The organism is Pseudomonas xionganensis (assembly GCF_009763245.1).
Taxonomy (GTDB): domain Bacteria; phylum Pseudomonadota; class Gammaproteobacteria; order Pseudomonadales; family Pseudomonadaceae; genus Aquipseudomonas; species Aquipseudomonas xionganensis.
The window spans coordinates 2,075,585-2,093,272 of sequence record NZ_WKJZ01000001.1 but is presented as its reverse complement, the minus strand read 5'-3'; the positions used below and the strand labels follow the sequence as shown (position 1 = coordinate 2,093,272).

The 17,688-nt window shown below is 63.6% G+C and carries 16 protein-coding genes; 14 read left to right on the top strand and 2 right to left on the bottom strand.

Annotated features, from left to right (window positions below):
- Positions 1-76 precede the first annotated feature (76 nt).
- From GJV18_RS09775 to GJV18_RS09750, 6 genes are all read left to right on the top strand, one after another.
- Positions 77-1,216, top strand: a complete 1,140-nt coding sequence (locus GJV18_RS09775) for an alkane 1-monooxygenase (RefSeq protein WP_160344893.1) — start codon at positions 77-79, stop codon at positions 1,214-1,216.
- A 271-nt stretch (positions 1,217-1,487) separates the two neighbouring features.
- Entirely contained in the window at positions 1,488-2,927 is a 1,440-nt protein-coding gene (gene xdhA, locus GJV18_RS09770) for a xanthine dehydrogenase small subunit (protein WP_160344891.1), read from the top strand.
- The gene (xdhB, locus tag GJV18_RS09765; protein ID WP_160344887.1) at positions 2,920-5,316 is read left to right on the top strand and encodes a xanthine dehydrogenase molybdopterin binding subunit; all 2,397 of its coding nucleotides are present in this window, start codon (positions 2,920-2,922) and stop codon (positions 5,314-5,316) included. Before xdhA ends, xdhB begins: the two co-directional genes overlap by 8 nt.
- Positions 5,317-5,565: 249 nt before the next feature.
- Complete coding sequence (xdhC, locus tag GJV18_RS09760; RefSeq protein ID WP_160344885.1) at positions 5,566-6,396, top strand: xanthine dehydrogenase accessory protein XdhC; 831 nt, start codon at positions 5,566-5,568, stop codon at positions 6,394-6,396.
- A gap of 61 nt (positions 6,397-6,457) precedes the next feature.
- Entirely contained in the window at positions 6,458-7,762 is a 1,305-nt protein-coding gene (gene guaD, locus GJV18_RS09755) for a guanine deaminase (RefSeq protein ID WP_160344883.1), read from the top strand.
- 102 nt (positions 7,763-7,864) lie between these two features.
- Positions 7,865-8,725, top strand: coding sequence for a pirin family protein (locus tag GJV18_RS09750; protein ID WP_160344881.1), 861 nt, complete (start codon positions 7,865-7,867; stop codon positions 8,723-8,725).
- Positions 8,726-8,779: 54 nt separating this feature from the next.
- On the opposite strand, the gene GJV18_RS09745 is transcribed toward GJV18_RS09750, so the two are convergent.
- Positions 8,780-9,535: a GntR family transcriptional regulator gene (locus GJV18_RS09745; RefSeq protein ID WP_160344879.1), complete on the bottom strand. Its 756-nt coding sequence runs from the start codon at positions 9,533-9,535 to the stop codon at positions 8,780-8,782.
- Between the two features lie 88 nt (positions 9,536-9,623).
- Between GJV18_RS09745 and GJV18_RS09740 the strand changes: the two genes are divergently transcribed.
- From GJV18_RS09740 to GJV18_RS09730, 3 genes are all read left to right on the top strand, one after another.
- Positions 9,624-9,773: a hypothetical protein gene (locus tag GJV18_RS09740; RefSeq protein ID WP_160344877.1), complete on the top strand. Its 150-nt coding sequence runs from the start codon at positions 9,624-9,626 to the stop codon at positions 9,771-9,773.
- Between the two features lie 256 nt (positions 9,774-10,029).
- Positions 10,030-11,379 carry an NCS2 family permease gene (locus GJV18_RS09735; RefSeq protein ID WP_160344875.1) on the top strand — a complete coding sequence of 450 codons (1,350 nt, stop codon included), beginning with the start codon at positions 10,030-10,032 and terminating at the stop codon, positions 11,377-11,379.
- Between the two features lie 66 nt (positions 11,380-11,445).
- The gene (locus tag GJV18_RS09730) at positions 11,446-12,072 is read left to right on the top strand and encodes a LysE family translocator (protein WP_160344873.1); all 627 of its coding nucleotides are present in this window, start codon (positions 11,446-11,448) and stop codon (positions 12,070-12,072) included.
- Positions 12,073-12,379: 307 nt separating this feature from the next.
- On the opposite strand, the gene uraH is transcribed toward GJV18_RS09730, so the two are convergent.
- Positions 12,380-12,733: a hydroxyisourate hydrolase gene (uraH, locus tag GJV18_RS09725; protein WP_160344871.1), complete on the bottom strand. Its 354-nt coding sequence runs from the start codon at positions 12,731-12,733 to the stop codon at positions 12,380-12,382.
- A 394-nt stretch (positions 12,734-13,127) separates the two neighbouring features.
- Between uraH and puuE the strand changes: the two genes are divergently transcribed.
- The 5 genes from puuE (at position 13,128) to GJV18_RS09700 (ending at position 17,533) form a co-directional block, all read left to right on the top strand.
- Positions 13,128-14,057, top strand: coding sequence for an allantoinase PuuE (puuE, locus tag GJV18_RS09720; protein WP_160344869.1), 930 nt, complete (start codon positions 13,128-13,130; stop codon positions 14,055-14,057).
- Complete coding sequence (gene uraD / locus GJV18_RS09715) at positions 14,054-14,569, top strand: 2-oxo-4-hydroxy-4-carboxy-5-ureidoimidazoline decarboxylase (RefSeq protein ID WP_160344867.1); 516 nt, start codon at positions 14,054-14,056, stop codon at positions 14,567-14,569. Before puuE ends, uraD begins: the two co-directional genes overlap by 4 nt.
- A gap of 27 nt (positions 14,570-14,596) precedes the next feature.
- Positions 14,597-15,592: an allantoicase gene (alc, locus tag GJV18_RS09710; protein WP_160344865.1), complete on the top strand. Its 996-nt coding sequence runs from the start codon at positions 14,597-14,599 to the stop codon at positions 15,590-15,592.
- 102 nt (positions 15,593-15,694) lie between these two features.
- Positions 15,695-16,198 carry an ureidoglycolate lyase gene (locus GJV18_RS09705; RefSeq protein ID WP_160344863.1) on the top strand — a complete coding sequence of 168 codons (504 nt, stop codon included), beginning with the start codon at positions 15,695-15,697 and terminating at the stop codon, positions 16,196-16,198.
- Positions 16,199-16,246: 48 nt separating this feature from the next.
- On the top strand, positions 16,247-17,533 hold the full coding sequence (locus tag GJV18_RS09700) for a urate hydroxylase PuuD (RefSeq protein ID WP_160344861.1): 1,287 nt from the start codon (positions 16,247-16,249) through the stop codon (positions 17,531-17,533).
- The last annotated feature ends 155 nt before the right edge of the window (positions 17,534-17,688 follow it).

The window sequence follows — 17,688 nt, the reverse complement described above, 5'->3', positions numbered from 1 at the left end:
GATGGATGGCCCGCAAGACGGATTGTCCTACAATTTACCCAGAATCCACCCGCACAATAACAAGACGGAGCCCACCATGTTCGAACGCCTGCCCTCCAACTGGATGCTCGCCCTGAAAAGCATCGGCTACTGGCTGTGGCTGATCCCGGTACTGGGTATCCCCTTGAGCTATTACTGGTCGCTGGGCAGCGAGCAGGCCGATGCCTGGGCCTGGCTGGTGGTCGGCATCGTCTTCGGGGTGATCCCGCTGCTGGACTTTATCGTCGGCCGCGACCCGGCCAACCCGGACGAGGCCGAACAGGTACCGCAGCTGGAGCAGCAGGGCTACTACCGCTTCCTCAGCCTGTGCACGGTACCCGCACTGCTGGCCATGCTCGGCTGGGCCGGCTGGGTGTTCGTGCATTATCAGGCCTGGAGCTGGGTCGGCCAGCTCGGCTGGCTGCTCTCGGTGGGCACGGTGACGGGGGCCATCGGCATTACCGTGGCCCATGAATTTATCCACAAGGACTCACGCCTCGAACAGAATGCCGGCGGCCTGCTGCTGGCGGCGGTGTGCTATGCCGGCTTCAAGGTCGAACATGTGCGTGGCCATCATGTGCATGTCTCCACCCCGGAGGATGCCAGCTCCTCGCGCTACGGCCAGAGCCTGTATGCCTTTCTGCCCCACGCCTACAAGCACAATTTCCTCAACGCCTGGAAACTGGAGGCCGAGCGTCTCAAACGACGCGGCCTGCCGGCACTGCACTGGCGCAACGAACTGATCAGCTGGTACGCCATCAGCGCCCTGATGCTGCTGGGTTTCGGCCTGGCCCTGGGCTGGCTTGGCGCACTGTTTTTTATCGTCCAGTCACTGATCGCCTTTACCCTGCTGGAAATCGTCAACTATGTGGAGCACTACGGCCTGCACCGGCGCAAGCTGGACAACGGCCGCTACGAGCGCACCAACCCCAGCCACTCGTGGAACAGCAACTTTCTGCTGACCAACCTGTTTCTCTTCCACCTGCAGCGCCATTCCGACCACCATGCCTACGCCAAACGTCGTTATCAGGTGCTGCGCCACTTCGACGACAGCCCGCAGCTGCCCAACGGCTATGCGGGGATGATCGTCCTGGCCCTGATCCCGCCGCTGTGGCGTGCGGTGATGGACCCACGGGTACGCGCCTACTATGCCGGCGAGGAGCATCAGTTGACCGATTCGCAGTTGTTACCTCGCTAAACACCTCCTTCTCGAAAGCCCCGACGGCGCAGGCCCTTGGGGCTTTTCTTTTATCTGCCCAGTCGCCTGCTAGCGTTAACAGCAAAGCCCCGCGCGCCCTCATAACCCAATGGCATGACAACCACTTGACCAAAGAGTCAAATATTTATTGACCCAAAAGTCAGAAAACTCTAGATTGAGCCCATGCCATGCCGTGTCAGAACGCCGCACCCCATGGGGCAGCGCTCTAACAGGCCTGATACGAGAACAATAAAGTGCCTGGAGGTCGTCCTTGATCCAGTTTTTACTCAACCGGGAGCTGCGTACTGAGCATGCCCTCGACCCTAACGTCACCGTGCTGCAGTACCTGCGTGAGCACGTGGGCAAGACCGGCACCAAGGAAGGTTGTGCCTCTGGCGACTGCGGTGCGTGCACCGTGGTGGTGGGCGAATTGGATGGCGAGAAGGTGCGTTACCGCACCCTGAACTCCTGCCTGACGTTCGTCGCCAGCCTGCACGGCAAGCAGCTGATCAGCGTCGAAGACCTCAAGCATGAGGGCAAGCTGCACGGCGTGCAGCAAGCGATGGTCGACTGCCATGGCTCGCAGTGCGGTTTCTGCACCCCGGGCTTTATCATGTCGCTGTTCGCCCTGCAGAAGAACAGCAACGGCTATGACAAGGGCCAGACCCTGGAAGCCCTGGCCGGCAACCTGTGCCGCTGCACCGGCTACCGCCCGATCATCGACGCCGCCGAGCAGGCCTGCTGCCAGAAGCAGCCGGATCAGTTCGACGCCTTCGAGGCCGAGACCCTGGCCCAGCTCAAGGCCATCGCCCCGCGCGAGACCGCCGAGCTCAACAGTGGCGACAAGCGCTGCCTGCTGCCGCTGACCGTGGCCGATCTGGCCGACCTCTACGCCGCCAACCCCGAGGCGCGCCTGCTCGCCGGTGGCACCGACCTGGCCCTGGAAGTCACCCAGTTCCACCGCGAACTGCCGGTGATGATCTATGTCGGCCATATCGAGTCGATGAAGCGCATCGAAATCACCGACAGCAGCATCGAGATCGGCGCCGCCGCCGCGCTGTCCGACTGCTACGAAGCCCTGGCCAGCGAATACCCGGACTTCGGCGAGCTGCTGCACCGCTTCGCCTCCCTGCAGATCCGCAACCAGGGCACCCTGGGCGGCAATATCGGCAACGCCTCGCCGATTGGTGACGCCCCGCCGCTGCTGATCGCCCTGGGCGCGCAGATCGTGCTGCGCAAGGGCAACACCAGCCGCAGCCTGCCGATCGAGGACTACTTCCTCGACTACAAGGTGACCGCACGTCAGGAAGCCGAATTTATCGAGAAGATCATCGTGCCGCGCCAACAGGCGGCTCAGACCTTCCGTGCCTACAAGGTGTCCAAGCGCCTGGACGACGATATCAGCGCGGTGTGCGCCGCCGTCAACCTGCAGATCGAAGCCGGCGTGGTGCGTGATGCGCGTATCGCCTTCGGCGGCATGGCGGCCATTCCCAAGCGCGCCAGCGCCTGCGAGGCCGTGCTCAGCGGCGGCACCTTCAACCAGGCCCTGATCGAGCGTGCCTGCAGCGCCCTGGCCGATGATTTCACCCCGCTCAGCGATTTCCGCGCCAGCAAGGAATACCGCCTGCTCACCGCGCAGAACCTGCTGCGCAAATTCTTCCTTGAGCTCAACGCTCCCGAAGTCGAAACCCGGGTGACCGCCTATGTCTAACCATATCCCCTACAAATCCCAGGAAGAGCTGGCCGAACTGTTCCGCGCCGGCATCACCACCGGCGTCGGCAAGAGCGTCAAGCACGAGAGTGCGGACAAGCATGTGTCCGGCGAAGCCGTCTATGTAGACGACCGCCTGGAGTTCCCCAACCAGCTGCACGTCTATGCGCGCCAGTCGGATCGTGCCCACGCGCGCATCGTCAGCATCGACACCCGCCCCTGCTACGAATTCCCGGGCGTGGCCATCGCCATCACCAAGGATGACGTACCCGGCCAGCTGGATATCGGCCCGGTAGTGGCCGGTGACCCGCTGCTGGCCGATGGCAAGGTGGAATACGTCGGCCAGGTGGTGCTGGCGGTGGCCGCCGACAGCCTGGAAACCGCGCGCAAGGCGGCCATGGCCGCCATCGTCGAGTACGAGGACCTGGAGCCGGTACTGGATGTGGTCGAGGCCCTGCGCAAGAAGCACTTCGTGCTGGACAGCCACACCCACCGCATCGGCGACTCGGCCAGCAGCCTGGCCGGCGCCAAGCATCGCCTGCAGGGCAGTCTGCATATCGGCGGCCAGGAGCACTTCTACCTGGAAACCCAGATTTCCTCGGTGATGCCCAGCGAAGATGGCGGCATGATCGTCTACACCTCGACGCAGAATGCCACCGAGGTACAGAAGCTGGTGGCCGAGGTGCTCGGCGTGCCGATGCACAAGATCGTCATCGACATGCGCCGCATGGGCGGCGGCTTCGGCGGCAAGGAAACCCAGGCCGCAGGCCCCGCCTGCCTCTGTGCGGTGATCGCCCATCTGACCGGACGGCCGACCAAGATGCGCCTGCCGCGCGTCGAAGACATGAGCATGACCGGCAAGCGTCACCCTTTCTATGTCGAGTACGACGTCGGCTTCGATGACGATGGCCTGCTGCAGGGCATCGAGATGGACCTGGCCGGCAACTGCGGCTATTCGCCGGACCTGTCCGGCTCCATCGTCGACCGCGCCATGTTCCACTCGGACAATGCCTACTACCTGGGCAATGCCACCATCAACGGCCATCGCTGCAAGACCAACACCGCCTCGAACACCGCCTACCGCGGCTTCGGCGGCCCCCAGGGCATGGTCGCCATCGAGGAAGTGATGGACGCCGTGGCCCGCCACCTGGGCAAGGACCCGCTTGAGGTGCGCAAGACCAACTACTACGGCAAGACCGAGCGCAACGTCACCCACTATCACCAGACGGTGGAACACAACGTTATCCACGAGATGACCGCCGAGCTGGAAGAAAGCAGCGAGTACGCCAAGCGCCGCGAGGAAATCCGCGCCTTCAATGCCCAGAGCCCGGTATTGAAGAAGGGCCTGGCCCTGACCCCGGTGAAATTCGGCATCAGCTTTACCGCCACCTTCCTCAACCAGGCCGGCGCGCTGATCCACGTCTACACCGACGGCTCGATCCACCTGAACCATGGCGGCACCGAGATGGGCCAGGGCCTCAACACCAAGGTGGCACAGATCGTCGCCGAGGTGTTCCAGGTGGATATCTCGCGCATCCAGATCACCGCCACCAATACCGACAAGGTGCCCAACACCTCGCCGACCGCAGCTTCCAGCGGCGCCGACCTCAACGGCATGGCGGCCAAGAACGCCGCCGAGACCATCAAGCAGCGCCTGGTGGACTTCCTGGTGCGCGAATACCGGGTCACCCCGGAGGATGTGGAATTCCGCAACGGCCAGGTGCGTGTGCGCGACCTGTTCCTGAGCTTCGAGGAGGTGATCCAGAAGGCCTATTTCGGTCAGGTATCGCTCTCCAGCACCGGTTTCTACCGCACCCCGAAGATCTTCTACGACCGCGACAAGGCCGCCGGCCGGCCCTTCTACTACTACGCCTATGGCGTGGCCTGCGCCGAGGTGCTGGTCGATACCCTGACCGGCGAGTACCGCATGCTGCGCACCGACATCCTGCATGACGTCGGCGACTCGCTGAACCCGGCCATCGATATCGGCCAGGTCGAAGGGGCTTTCGTCCAGGGCATGGGCTGGCTCACCTGCGAGGAGCTGGTGTGGAACGCCAAGGGCAAGCTGATGACCAACGGCCCGGCCAGCTACAAGATCCCGGCCATTGCCGACATGCCCATCGACCTGCGCGTCAAGCTGGTGGAGAACCGCAAGAACCCGGAAGAAACCGTGTTCCACTCCAAGGCCGTGGGCGAGCCGCCCTTTATGCTCGGCATCGCCGTGTGGTGCGCAATCAAGGATGCCGTGGCCAGCCTGGGCGATTACAAAGCGCAACCGCAGATCGACGCCCCGGCAACGCCTGAGCGCGTGCTCTGGGGCGTGGAGCAGATGCGCAAGCTGAAGGCCACGAGCAAAGCCGAGAGCGCAGCCGAGGTCGAAACGGTCTGACGCGAACCACCGACCTGGTGGATGTGCTGCGCGACATCCACCCTACGAAAGCTCGTAGGGTGGACAACCGCGAAGCGTTGTCCACCAGGCCGTAGACGTACAACTCAACAGGTGTAAAACAATGACAAAACACACCGAACCGAATAATCGCCCTGCCCGCCCGACGCCGGTTCCCCTCCTCGATCCGTCGCCGAGCAACTGGCGCCTGCCGCGCCCGGGACAGACCACGCCTTCCTGGAGGCTGAGCAAATGAGCTGGATCAGCGCCCTCGCCGAACTGCAGCAGCAGGGTCAAGCCTGCGTGCTGGTGACCATTATCGAAGAGCGCGGCTCAACCCCGCGCAATGCCGGCTCGAAGATGGTGGTCACCGCCGACCGCATCTTCGAGACCATCGGTGGTGGTCATCTGGAATACAAGGCGATGGAGCTGGCCCGCGAGATGCTCGCCACGCGCTGCCAGGACACCCGCCTGGAGCGCTTTTCCCTGGGCGCGAGCCTGGGGCAATGCTGCGGCGGCGCCACCGTACTGCTGTTCGAGCCCATGGGCCAGCCCCAGGCACAGATCGCCGTATTCGGCGCCGGCCATGTCGGCCGCGCCCTGGTGCCGCTACTGGCCAGCCTGCCCTGCAAGGTGCGTTGGATCGACTCGCGGGAAAACGAATTCCCCGAGCAGATACCCGCCGGGGTGGACAAGGTGGTCAATGAGGACGTCATCGACGAGATCGAGCAGATGCCTGCCGGCAGCTACTTTATCGTCATGACCCACAACCACCAGCTGGATCTGGAGCTGACCGCGGCCATCCTCAAACGCGGCGACTTCGCCTACTACGGCCTGATCGGCTCGCAGACCAAGCGCGTCAAGTTCGAGCACCGCCTGCGCGAGCGCGGTTTCGACGAGGCGCTGATGGCCCGCATGCGCTGCCCCATGGGCCTGGCCGAAGTGAAAGGCAAGCTGCCGGTGGAGATCGCCGTGTCCATCGCCGGCGAAGTGATCGCCACCTACAACGCCCATTTCGGCAGTGAAACCAAGAAGGGCGAATCCCGCGTGGCCAAGTTGCTGCCGGCCTCGCGGCGCTCGTAGCCCCGACTGCCCTACCCATTTTCTGGTGCGCACGGCGCACCCTACTGATGAGATTCACACGATGAGCAATACCCGCAAAGCCTATCGCGCCGCCATCCTGCACAGCCTGGCCGACCCGGCCAAGGTCGGCATCGAAGCCTCCTACGAGTACTTCGAAGACGGCGTGCTGGTCATCGACAACGGCCAGGTGCTGCAGGTCGGCCCGGCCTCCGAGCTGCTGCCCAAGCTGCGTGATGTGGAGATCAAGCACTACGCCGATGCCCTGATCACCCCCGGCTTTATCGACACCCATATCCACTACCCGCAGACCGGCATGATCGCCTCCTACGGCGAGCAACTGCTGGACTGGCTCAACACCTACACCTTCCCCACCGAAAAGCAGTTCGCCGACAAGGCCCACGCCAGCGACGTGGCGGCGATCTTCCTCAAGGAACTGCTGCGCAGCGGCACCACCACCGCCCTGGTGTTCGGCACCGTGCACCCGCAATCGGTGGACGCCTTCTTCGAAGCCGCCCAGGCGCTGAACCTGCGCATGATCGCCGGCAAGGTGCTGATGGACCGCAACGCCCCGGACTACCTGACCGACACCGCCGAATCCGGCTATGTCGAAAGCAAGGAACTGATCGAGCGCTGGCACGGCAAGGGTCGCCTGCACTACGCCGTGACCCCGCGCTTCGCCCCCACCAGCACCCCCGAGCAGCTGACGCTGGCCGGCAAGCTGCTGGGCGAGTATCCGGACCTGTATATGCACACCCACCTGTCCGAGAACCGCAAGGAGATCGAATGGGTCAAGGCGCTGTTCCCCGAGCGCAAGGGCTACCTGGACGTCTATGACCACCACAAGCTGATCGGCCCGCGCGCCGTGTTCGCCCATGGCGTACACCTGTGCGACGAGGAGTGCCAACGCCTGGCCGAAACCGGCTCGGCGGTGGCCTTCTGCCCCACCTCCAACCTGTTCCTGGGTAGCGGCCTGTTCGACCTGAACAAGCTGGAAGCGCACGGCGTGCGCGTCGGCCTGGGCACCGATGTGGGCGCCGGCACCAGCTTCAGCCAGCTGCAGTCGCTGAACGAGGCGTACAAGATCATGCAGCTGCAGGGCAAGAAGCTCGACCCGTTCAAGTCCCTGTACCTGGCTACCCTGGGCGGCGCCGAAGCGCTCTATCTGGACGACAAGCTGGGCAACTTCACCCCGGGCAAGGATGCCGACTTCCTGGTGCTGGATTACAACGCCACACCGCTGCTGAGCTACCGCATGCAGCAGGCCAGGAGCCTGGAAGAGCGCCTGTTCGCCCTATGCATGCTGGGCGACGACCGCAGCGTGCTGGAAACCTTCGCCGCCGGTCGCTCGGTGCATCGGCGCGACTGAGCCCCCCGGCATCCCAGGGCCTGCTAGATTATCTGGCAGGCCCTGCCGGGAAGCCCAGCAGGTGCCTTAAGCTGCCACGCCAGCCAAGCCGAGGCCCTGCCCATGTCCGATTACCTGCTGATCCAGCCACGCCGCGAGACCATCGCCAGCCAGCAGATCCTGCGCCCCCTGCCTTCGGCGCGCTGCCGCAGCGTCGGCCCCTTCGTGTTCTTCGACCATATCCTGCCCCAGCACTACCCCGCCGGCACAGGCATGACTATCGACCAGCACCCGCATATCGGCCTGTCCACCCTCACCTACCTGTTCGAAGGCCAGCTGCAGCACAAGGACAGCCTGGGTTCGGACCAGCTGGTCGGCCCCGGCGAGGTCAGCTGGATGACCGCCGGCAACGGCGTGGCCCATGTCGAGCGCACTCCGGCGGCGCTGCAACAGAGCGGTTCCCGCCTGCACGGTTTGCAGGTGTGGTTGGCCCTGCCCGCGGCCCAGGAACAGTGCGCGCCGGCCTATAGCCATCACCCGGCCGCCAGCCTGCCGCGCAGCAGTGCGCTGGGGGTGGAGGTTTGTCTGATTGCCGGCAGCGGCTTCTGCCTGCAGTCGCCAGTGCCGGTGCACTCGCCCTGCGTCTATGCCGAGATCCGCCTGGCCGCCGGCGCCACCCTGCAGATTCCCGCCGAGCATGCCGAGCGCGCCCTCTATCTGCTGGACGGTGAAGTGGAGCTGGAAGATGAAAAGTTGCCGCCAGAGGCCATGCTGGTATTACCCGAGGGGGCGACCCCGACCCTGGCGGCCTGCAGCGAGAGCCATCTGGTCCTGATCGGTGGGGAGCCTATCGGCGCGCGGCGCATGGACTGGAACTTCGTCGCCAGCGATCCGGCCCTGATCGATCAGGCCCGCCAGCGCTGGGCCGCCCGCGACTGGCCGCAGGTGCCAGGGGAAACGCGGCGCATCGAACTGCCGCGCTAAAGCCAGCATGGCAGGTGCGCACGGCGCACCCTACGCCCGGGGCATTGCCAACGCCTAACGGCTGGCCTTTTTCTTGCCGCTGGACAGCAGGTGCGAGAACACCGCGTGCAGGTCGTCCGAAGCGCTGTCGCCGTCCAGGTTGAGCTTGGCGTCAACGCTGTCCATATGGCGCATCATCAGCTCCACCGCCACCTTGGCATCGCGGGCTTCGATGGCATCCACCACCTCGTCATGCTCGGCATCCGAACAGTGGCTGCGGCTGCTGCTTTCATACAGGGCGATGATCAGCGAGGTTTGCGAGATCAGGCTGCGTAGGAAACCCAGCAGGGTGAAGTTGCCGGCGGCTTCGGCCAGTTTCAGATGGAACTCGCCGGACAGGCGGATGCCCATGCCGCGATCACCCCGGGCGAAGCAGTCGCGCTCCTCCTTGATCATCTGGCGCAGGCCGGCGATCTGCTCGGCCGTGGCGTTCTGGCAGGCCAGCTCGGTGATGGCGCGCTCGATCATGCGCCGGGCAAAGAAGATCTGCCGCGCTTCCTCGGCGCCCGGGCTGGCCACCACCGCACCGCGATTGGGCCGCAGCAGCACCACGCCTTCATGGGCCAGGCGCGACAGGGCGCGACGAATGATGGTGCGGCTGACACCGAAGATCTCGCCCAACGCCTCCTCGCTCAGCTTGGTGGCCGGCGCCAGGCGTTGCTCAAGAATGGCCTCGAAGATATGCGCATAGACGACATCATCCTGAGTCCCGGTGCGGCTGCCCTTGCCCACACGCGGCTGCTTTTTCAATGGCTGCAATTGCTCGTTCATCTTGGCTCGGTTCAAAGAGGGTGAGGATCACGGAACGGCCCAGGGCTGAACCCAAGGCTGGCACCGACCTGCTCAGGCGTCATGCAGCTTGACTGAACAGGTCGCGCTGGACGCCCGGGCATTGTACACACAAGCCCCCGATGAAACACCGCGGCGCAATGCCCCATCTCCCCAGCCCATCCCACTGTCCTTTATTGCCCTGGTCACTGGCGCCGCCAGCAGCCCGGGTGAGCCGTGAACAACGGCAGCGCAGAGCCGGCGCGGCATGCAGAGCCCCTGGAGAAGCCTATAAAAGCAATTCGCAGGTCAAAGGCGATACAAAACAAAAAACATTATTTGATTTTTTTGTATACAACATCATAATCGCTGGGAGTGCTGAATTCTGACCGAGCAGTCAACACGGCTATCGGCATGCTTACGCACACCGCCCACCCTGATGCCGCCCGCTAGCGGCGCCAGGTGGTACACAACAAGAGAGACGAGGAGTACCCGCTGTGGAAAGCGCTAAACAAGAACAACACGCGACTCACGCTCAAGGCATGCTGAAGACGGGATTGCTCGACCGTTTCTTCAAGCTGACTGAACACCGCACCACGATCAAAACCGAACTGCTGGCGGGCCTGACGACCTTCGTCACCATGGCCTACATCATCTTCGTCAACCCCAACATCATGGCCAACGCTGGCGTCGACCATGGCGCAGCCTTCGTCGCCACCTGCATCGGCGCAGCCCTGGGCTGCTTCCTCATGGGCCTGTACGCCAACTGGCCGGTGGGCCTGGCACCGGGCATGGGTCTGAACGCCTTCTTCACCTACACCGTGGTCGGCGAAATGGGCTACAGCTGGCAGATCGCCCTGGGCGCGGTGTTTATCTCCGGCGTGCTGTTTATGTTTATGAGCCTGTCGCGCATCCGTGAGTGGCTGCTCAACAGCATCCCCATGAGCCTGCGCTTCGCCATGGGCGCCGGGGTCGGTCTGTTCCTCGGCCTGATCGGCCTGAAGACCGCCGGCATCGTGGTCGACAGCCCGGCCACCCTGCTGACCATGGGCAGCTTTGGCGAACCTTCGGCGCTGCTGGCGGCCATCTGCTTTCTGCTGATTGCCGTGCTCAGCCACCGCAATGTATTTGGCGCCATCCTCTTCAGCATGCTCGGCGTCACCGCCCTGGGCTGGGCCATGGGCCTGGTGGAGTACAACGGCCTGGTGTCGATGCCGCCGAGCCTGGCGCCAACCTTCCTGGCCATGGATATCGCCGGGGCCTTCAACGTGGCCATGGTCAGCGTCATCCTCGCCTTCCTCTTCGTGAACATGTTCGACACCGCCGGCACCCTGATGGGCGTGGCCCATCGTGCCCACCTGGTGGATGAAGACGGCAAGATCAAGAACCTGTCCAAGGCCCTCAAGGCCGACTCCACCTCCAGCGTGGTCGGCGCCATGGTCGGCTGCCCGCCAGTGACCAGCTATGTGGAAAGCGCCTCGGGCGTGGCCGCCGGCGGCCGTACCGGTCTGACTGCCGTGGCTGTCGGCCTGCTGTTCCTCGCCGCGATGTTCTTCGCCCCCCTGGCCGGCATGATCCCCGCCTATGCCACCGCCGGGGCGCTGATCTATGTCGCCATGCTGATGATGAGCGGCATGGCACATATCGACTGGAAGGACCACACCGACACCATCCCGGCTATCGTGACCGTGGTGATGATGCCGCTGACCTTCTCCATCGCCAACGGCATCGCCCTGGGCTTTCTGACCTACGCTACGCTCAAGCTGCTGACCGGCCAGCGTGACAAGGTGTCGATCAGCCTCTATGTGCTGTGTGTGATCTTTATTGCCAAGTTCGCCTTCCTTTAAGGTCGGTAAACGGCACCCCGAGCCCCGGCCTTATGCCGGGGCTTTTCCGCATCTGGAGATTCGCCCATGAGCCTGGACACCTGGCTGCTGTTCGCCAGCGCCGCCCTGATCGTGATTCTGATTCCCGGCCCGCTGTCGCTGCTGATGGTCAGCAACAGCCTGAACTATGGCCTGCGCCGCTCACTCCCCGGCTTTGCCGGCGGCGTCAGCGCCTCGATCTGCCTGCTGAGTGCTTCGGCCCTGGGCCTGGGCGCGCTATTGCTGGCTTCGGAACGGCTGTTCAGCCTGCTGAAAATTATCGGCGCGCTGTATCTGTTCTATCTGGCCTGGCAGAGCTGGCAGGCCTCGCGCCAGGCGGCCAAGCCGACCCAGGCCGAGGAGCAGCCGGTCAACCCAAGCTTTCGCGCCATGTTCTGGAAGGCCTTCGGCCTGGGCGCCAGCAACCCCAAGGACATCCTGTTCTTCGCCGCCTTCCTGCCGCAATTTATCAGCGCGCAACGGCCGCTACTCGGTCAGCTGCTGGTGATGATCGCCACCTGGGCGATGCTGGATCTGGCCTGCAAGCTGTTCTATGGCCTGAGTGCCCAGGGCGCGGCGCGCTACCTGCGCTCGGGCAAGGGCCACTGCTGGTTTAACCGCATCAGCGCAGCGCTGTTTGGCGGCGCCGGCGCGGCTTCGCTGCTAAGCCGCTGATAGCCGGCCTGGGATTGACGGTGGAAAACGCTAAGCGGTTTTCCACCCTATCCGTTCAACCCAGTAGGGTGGGTAACGCGAAGCTTACCCACCAAGCGATTGACGCTGCCTTGTTCATCTTGCCAACCGATACGGTGGACAAGCCTGCGGCATGTCCACGAACTAGGCGACAGGTGACCAGATCGCTGGCAGAAAGCGGCCAGAAATGGCGGACAAAAAAATGCCCGCAGTGTGGACGGGCATAAGGACTCCGAAAGAGTCAGAGGGTGACAAGCATTGCACGGGCGAGCCCAGGGCTCGCCGTCCATCAGCTACCGCGATAGGTGGAGTAGCTGTAGGGGGAGATCAGCAGCGGCACATGGTAGTGCTCCTGGCTGGCGTCGATGCCGAAGCGCAGCACCACCACATCGAGAAAGGCCGGCTCCGGCAGTTGCACGCCGCGGGCGCGGTAGTAGTCGCCGGCATGGAAGTGCAGCTGGTAGACGCCGCTCTGGTATTGCTCACCCTGCAACACCGGCGCATCGCAACGCCCGTCGTGGTTGGTCAGCACCGTGGTGAGTAATTCCAGCTGCGCCCCGTCGACACGGTACAGCTCGATCTTCAGCGCACTGCCAGGGCAGCCGTGTGCGGCATCCAGAACATGAGTGGTCAATCGTCCCATTGCGCCAGGGCATCTACGCTGAACAGTGCCAGGCAGATGCCACACCTCCTCTCGATTGGTTGAACAGGCAGGCCGCACGACAGATCGGGCGACCGGTATGGGCACTGAGCATAGCACACAACGACAAATTTATAAGACAATTTTCAATAAAATTGTACACAATGCTACTGCAAGCATTTCTAACCCGCACCGCTCAGGCTGAAGCCGGCGCCAGGGTAGGAACGAAGGCCTCGGAAGGCGGTAGCGGGATACAGAAGCAGGGAATCCGCGGAACAGCGAATTGAAAAGATTGCGCAATTTAAGATTTACAAAAGCAAATTCATTTTGTATACAATAATTCCATCGCGGCAGCCCAATCCGCCGCCCACCGATTTGCATACAGGAAGATCCAGCAGTGAGCCCCGACTACCCACGCGACCTGATCGGCTACGGCGCCAACCCGCCCCACCCCCATTGGCCGGGTGACGCCCGCATCGCCCTGTCCTTCGTGCTCAACTACGAGGAAGGTGGCGAGCGCAATATCCTGCATGGCGACAAGGAATCCGAGGCCTTTCTCTCCGAGATGGTCTCCGCCCAGCCGCTGCAGGGCCAGCGCAACCTGTGCATGGAGTCGCTCTACGAATACGGCAGCCGCGCCGGCGTGTGGCGCCTGCTCGATCTGTTCAAGAAGCACGATATCCCCCTGACCATCTTCGCCGTGGCCATGGCCGCCCAGCGTCACCCCGAGGTGATCAAGCAGATGGTCGCCAGCGGCCACGAAATCTGCAGCCACGGCTACCGCTGGATCGACTACCAGCACATGAGCGAAGCCGAGGAGCGCGAGCACCTGCACGAGGCCATCCGCATCCTGACCGAACTGACCGGCGAGCGCCCCCTGGGCTGGTACACCGGCCGTCTGGGCCCGAACACCCGGCGCCTGGTGCGCGAGGAAGGCGGCTTCCTCTACGACAGCGATACCTACGACGACGACCTGCCCTACTGGGACCCGGCCAGCACCGCGGCCAAACCGCACCTGGTGATCCCCTACACCCTGGACACCAACGACATGCGCTTTACCCAGGTGCAGGGCTTCAACAAGGGCGATGACTTCTTCGAATACCTCAAGGACGCCTTCGATGTGCTCTATGCCGAGGGTATGGCCGGTGCACCGAAGATGCTCTCGATCGGCATGCACTGCCGCCTGCTCGGTCGTCCGGCGCGCCTGGCGTCCCTGGCGCGCTTTATCGAGTACGTCAAAGGTCACGAAAAAGTCTGGTGCGCCCGCCGCGTCGATATCGCCCGCCACTGGCACGCCACCCACCCCTTCAGCGAGAACCGCACATGAGCCGTTTCCAGACCCTGAGCCCATCGCGCCTGAGCCGCAAGGATTTCGTCAGCGCCTTCGCCGATATCTACGAGCACTCCCCCTGGGTGGCCGAAAAGGCCTATGACCTGGGCCAGGACGCCAGCCTCGACGAGATCGACAGCCTGCACCAGCGCATGGCCGACATCCTCCTGTCCGCCAGCCATGAGGCCCAACTGGCGCTGATCAACGCGCACCCGGATCTGGCCGGCAAGGCCGCCATCCGTGGCGAGCTGACCGCCTCCAGCACCGCCGAGCAGGCCGGTGCCGGCATCAGCGAATGCAGCGTCGAGGAGTTCGCCCGCTTTACCGAACTCAATGATGCCTACAAGGCCAAGTTCGGCTTTCCCTTTATCAAGGCGGTCAAAGGCAGCAACCGCCATCAGATTCTCGCGGCCTTCGAGGAGCGCATCCACAACTCGGCCGAGCAGGAGTTCGCCACGGCCCTGGCCGAGATCAACAAGATCGCCCTGTTCCGCTTGCAAGCCCTGTAACGCCACCACCATCAAGGCAGACCCGACATGAAAGCTTACGCCGTACCCTTCGAGAAATACGTCAACCTGGCCGACGCCCGCCTGGGCACCCAGGCCATCTCGGTTACCGACGACTGGTTCGCCGACGTCAACCGCCTGTTCCAGCCGACCCCGGCCGTCTGGAAGGAAGGCGTGTTCGACGACAACGGCAAATGGATGGATGGCTGGGAATCGCGCCGCAAGCGCTTCGAAGGCTACGACCATGCGGTGATCCGCCTGGGCGTGCCGGGCTCCATCAAAGGCGTGGATATCGACACCAGCCACTTCACCGGCAACTTCCCGCCCTCGGCGTCCCTGGAAGGCTGCTTTGTCGCCGAAGGCGATCCGAGCGATGACACCACCTGGACTGAAGTGCTGCCGGCGGTGACCCTGCAGGGCAACAGCCACCACTACCACGAAATCGACAACGCCCAGGCCTTTACCCACCTGCGCTTCAATATCTACCCGGACGGCGGCGTGGCCCGCCTGCGCGTGTACGGCATCCCCTTCCGCGACTGGAGCAATGTCGGCGACAACGAGCAGATCGACCTGGCTGCCGCCCTTAACGGCGGCCGCGCCCTGGCCTGCTCGGACGAGCACTTCGGCCGCATGAGCAACATCCTCAACCCCGGCCGCGGCATCAACATGGGTGACGGCTGGGAAACCGCCCGCCGCCGTACCCCGGGCAATGACTGGGTGATCGTCGCCCTGGGCCACCCGGGCGAAATCGAGCGCATCGTGGTCGACACCCTGCACTTCAAGGGCAACTACCCGGACAGCTGCTCGATCCAGGGCGCCTTCGTCAAGGGCGGCACCGATGCCCAGATCGAGACCCAGAGCCTGTTCTGGCGCGAACTGCTGCCGAGCCAGAAGCTGTCGATGCACGCCGAGCACGAGTTCGTCGAGCAGATCAACGCCCTGGGGCCGATTACCCATGTACGGGTCAACGTGTTCCCGGACGGTGGCATCAGCCGTCTGCGCCTGTTCGGCAAGGTGAGCAAGTAAACACAACCGACACTGTAGGAGCCGGCTTGCTGGCGATGCGTTAGCGCCTTGATCGCCAGCAAGCTGGCTCCTACACCACACTCCGATTATCAGCGAGTCACCATGCGCACACTGACCATCGAGCCGTTAAGCAAAGAAGCCTTCGCCCCCTTCGGTGACGTGATCGAAACCGACGGCAGCGAGTTCTTCATGATCAACAACGGCTCCACCCGTCGCTATCACAAGCTGGCCACGATCGAGACCGCCCAGCCTGAAGACCGGGCGATCATCAGCATCTTCAGCGCCGAGGCGCTGCCGATGCCGCACACCGTGCGCATGCTGGAGCGCCATCCGCTGGGCAGCCAGGCCTTTGTTCCGCTGCTCGGCAACCCCTTTCTGATCGTGGTCGCGCCGGCTGGCGATGCACCTGTATCAGGGTCCGTCCGTGCCTTCCTCAGTAATGGCAGGCAGGGCATCAATTACCATCGCGGCGTCTGGCACCACCCGGTGCTGACGATCGAAAAGCGGGATGACTTCCTGGTGGTTGATCGCAGTGGTTCCGGCAACAACTGCGATGAGCATTTCTTCAATGAGGACGAGTTACTCCTCCTCGCACCCCACCAATAAGAGAAGCCTGCAGCCGGCCTGTCGGCTTGCGGGAAAGAGGTACTGATTGTGGAAGCACATTTCACCGAATGGCTCAACCTGGGCATCCGCTGGATCCATATGATCACCGGTATCGCCTGGATCGGCGCATCCTTCTATTTCGTCTGGTTGGAGAACAACCTCAACCGCAGCAATCCCCGCGAGGGCCTGTCGGGCGACCTCTGGGCGATTCACGGCGGCGGCATCTACCACCTGGAAAAGTACAAGCTGGCGCCGCCGAAAATGCCGGAGAACCTGCACTGGTTCAAATGGGAGGCCTATGCCACCTGGCTCTCGGGCGTGGCCCTGCTGCTGGTGGTGTACTACCTCAACCCCAGCCTGTACCTGATCAAGCCCGGCGTGGCCCTGGACCCGGCCATGGGCATTGCCATTGGCCTGGGTTCCATGGCGGCCAGCTATGTGATCTACCACCTGCTGTGCGATTCGCCCCTGGGCAAGCGCCCGGCCCTGCTCGGCGCCGTGCTGTTCGTCCTGGTGATCGCCGCAGCCTACGGCTTCAGCCAGATCTTCAGCGGCCGCGCGGCCTATATCCATGTCGGCGCCATTATCGGCACCATCATGGTCGGCAACGTGTTCTTCACCATCATGCCGGCCCAGCGCTCGCTGGTTAAGGCGATCGAAACCAACACCACACCCGATCCGCTGCTGCCGGCCAAGGGCCTGCTGCGCTCGCGTCACAACAACTACTTCACCCTGCCGGTGCTGTTCATCATGATCAGCAACCACTTCCCGAGCACCTACGGCAGTGAGTACAACTGGCTGATCCTGGCTGGTATCGCGGTGCTGGCTGTGCTGGTACGCCACTACTTCAACACCCGTCACGACAGCGGCAAGTATGTCTGGACCCTGCCGGCCGCGGCCCTGGGCATGATCTGCCTGGCCTATGTCACCGCCCCGGTACACCGTGCGCCGAGCGCGGCTCCAGTGGCAGCCGCCGAGCAACCGGCCAGCGCCACCCTGGCCAAGGTCGAGGAGGTAGCGGAAAGCGCCACTGCCGAACAGGCACCGGCTAGCCAGGTCGCCAGTGCCGGCAGCGCCGACTTCGCCAAGGTCGAAAGCGTGATCCAGGCGCGTTGCACCGTGTGCCACTCGGCCACCCCGAGCAGCCCGATGTTCAGCACCGCGCCGGCCGGTTTTATGCTCGACACCCCCGAGCAGATCAAGGCCCAGGTCGCCAAGATCCATGCGCAGACCGTCGCCACCCAAATCATGCCCCTGGGCAATATCACCCAGATGACCCAGGACGAGCGCGACCTGCTCGGCCAGTGGATCGACCAGGGCGCACCCATTAACTAAGGGCCCATGACGGTCGGGCAGGCCACCCCTGCCCGGCCAGCGTCATGGCCATACCGGCATCAGCATCCCGATGCCCGGTCACCCAGCAATACCGAGGTCCCTCACCCCTGCATGCTGTCCTGTGCAGGTTGCAGCACATCCCTAACAACAAGGAA

Excerpts from the sequence above, each read along its gene's own strand:
- GJV18_RS09775 (WP_160344893.1), top strand. The coding sequence starts at position 77 with ATGTTCGAACGCCTGCCCTCCAACTGGATGCTCGCCCTGAAAAGCATC.
- xdhB (WP_160344887.1), top strand. The coding sequence starts at position 2,920 with ATGTCTAACCATATCCCCTACAAATCCCAGGAAGAGCTGGCCGAACTG.
- xdhC (WP_160344885.1), top strand. The coding sequence starts at position 5,566 with ATGAGCTGGATCAGCGCCCTCGCCGAACTGCAGCAGCAGGGTCAAGCC.
- guaD (WP_160344883.1), top strand. The coding sequence starts at position 6,458 with ATGAGCAATACCCGCAAAGCCTATCGCGCCGCCATCCTGCACAGCCTG.
- GJV18_RS09750 (WP_160344881.1), top strand. The coding sequence starts at position 7,865 with ATGTCCGATTACCTGCTGATCCAGCCACGCCGCGAGACCATCGCCAGC.
- GJV18_RS09745 (WP_160344879.1), bottom strand. The coding sequence starts at position 9,535 with ATGAACGAGCAATTGCAGCCATTGAAAAAGCAGCCGCGTGTGGGCAAG.
- GJV18_RS09730 (WP_160344873.1), top strand. The coding sequence starts at position 11,446 with ATGAGCCTGGACACCTGGCTGCTGTTCGCCAGCGCCGCCCTGATCGTG.
- uraH (WP_160344871.1), bottom strand. The coding sequence starts at position 12,733 with ATGGGACGATTGACCACTCATGTTCTGGATGCCGCACACGGCTGCCCT.
- uraD (WP_160344867.1), top strand. The coding sequence starts at position 14,054 with ATGAGCCGTTTCCAGACCCTGAGCCCATCGCGCCTGAGCCGCAAGGAT.
- alc (WP_160344865.1), top strand. The coding sequence starts at position 14,597 with ATGAAAGCTTACGCCGTACCCTTCGAGAAATACGTCAACCTGGCCGAC.
- GJV18_RS09705 (WP_160344863.1), top strand. The coding sequence starts at position 15,695 with ATGCGCACACTGACCATCGAGCCGTTAAGCAAAGAAGCCTTCGCCCCC.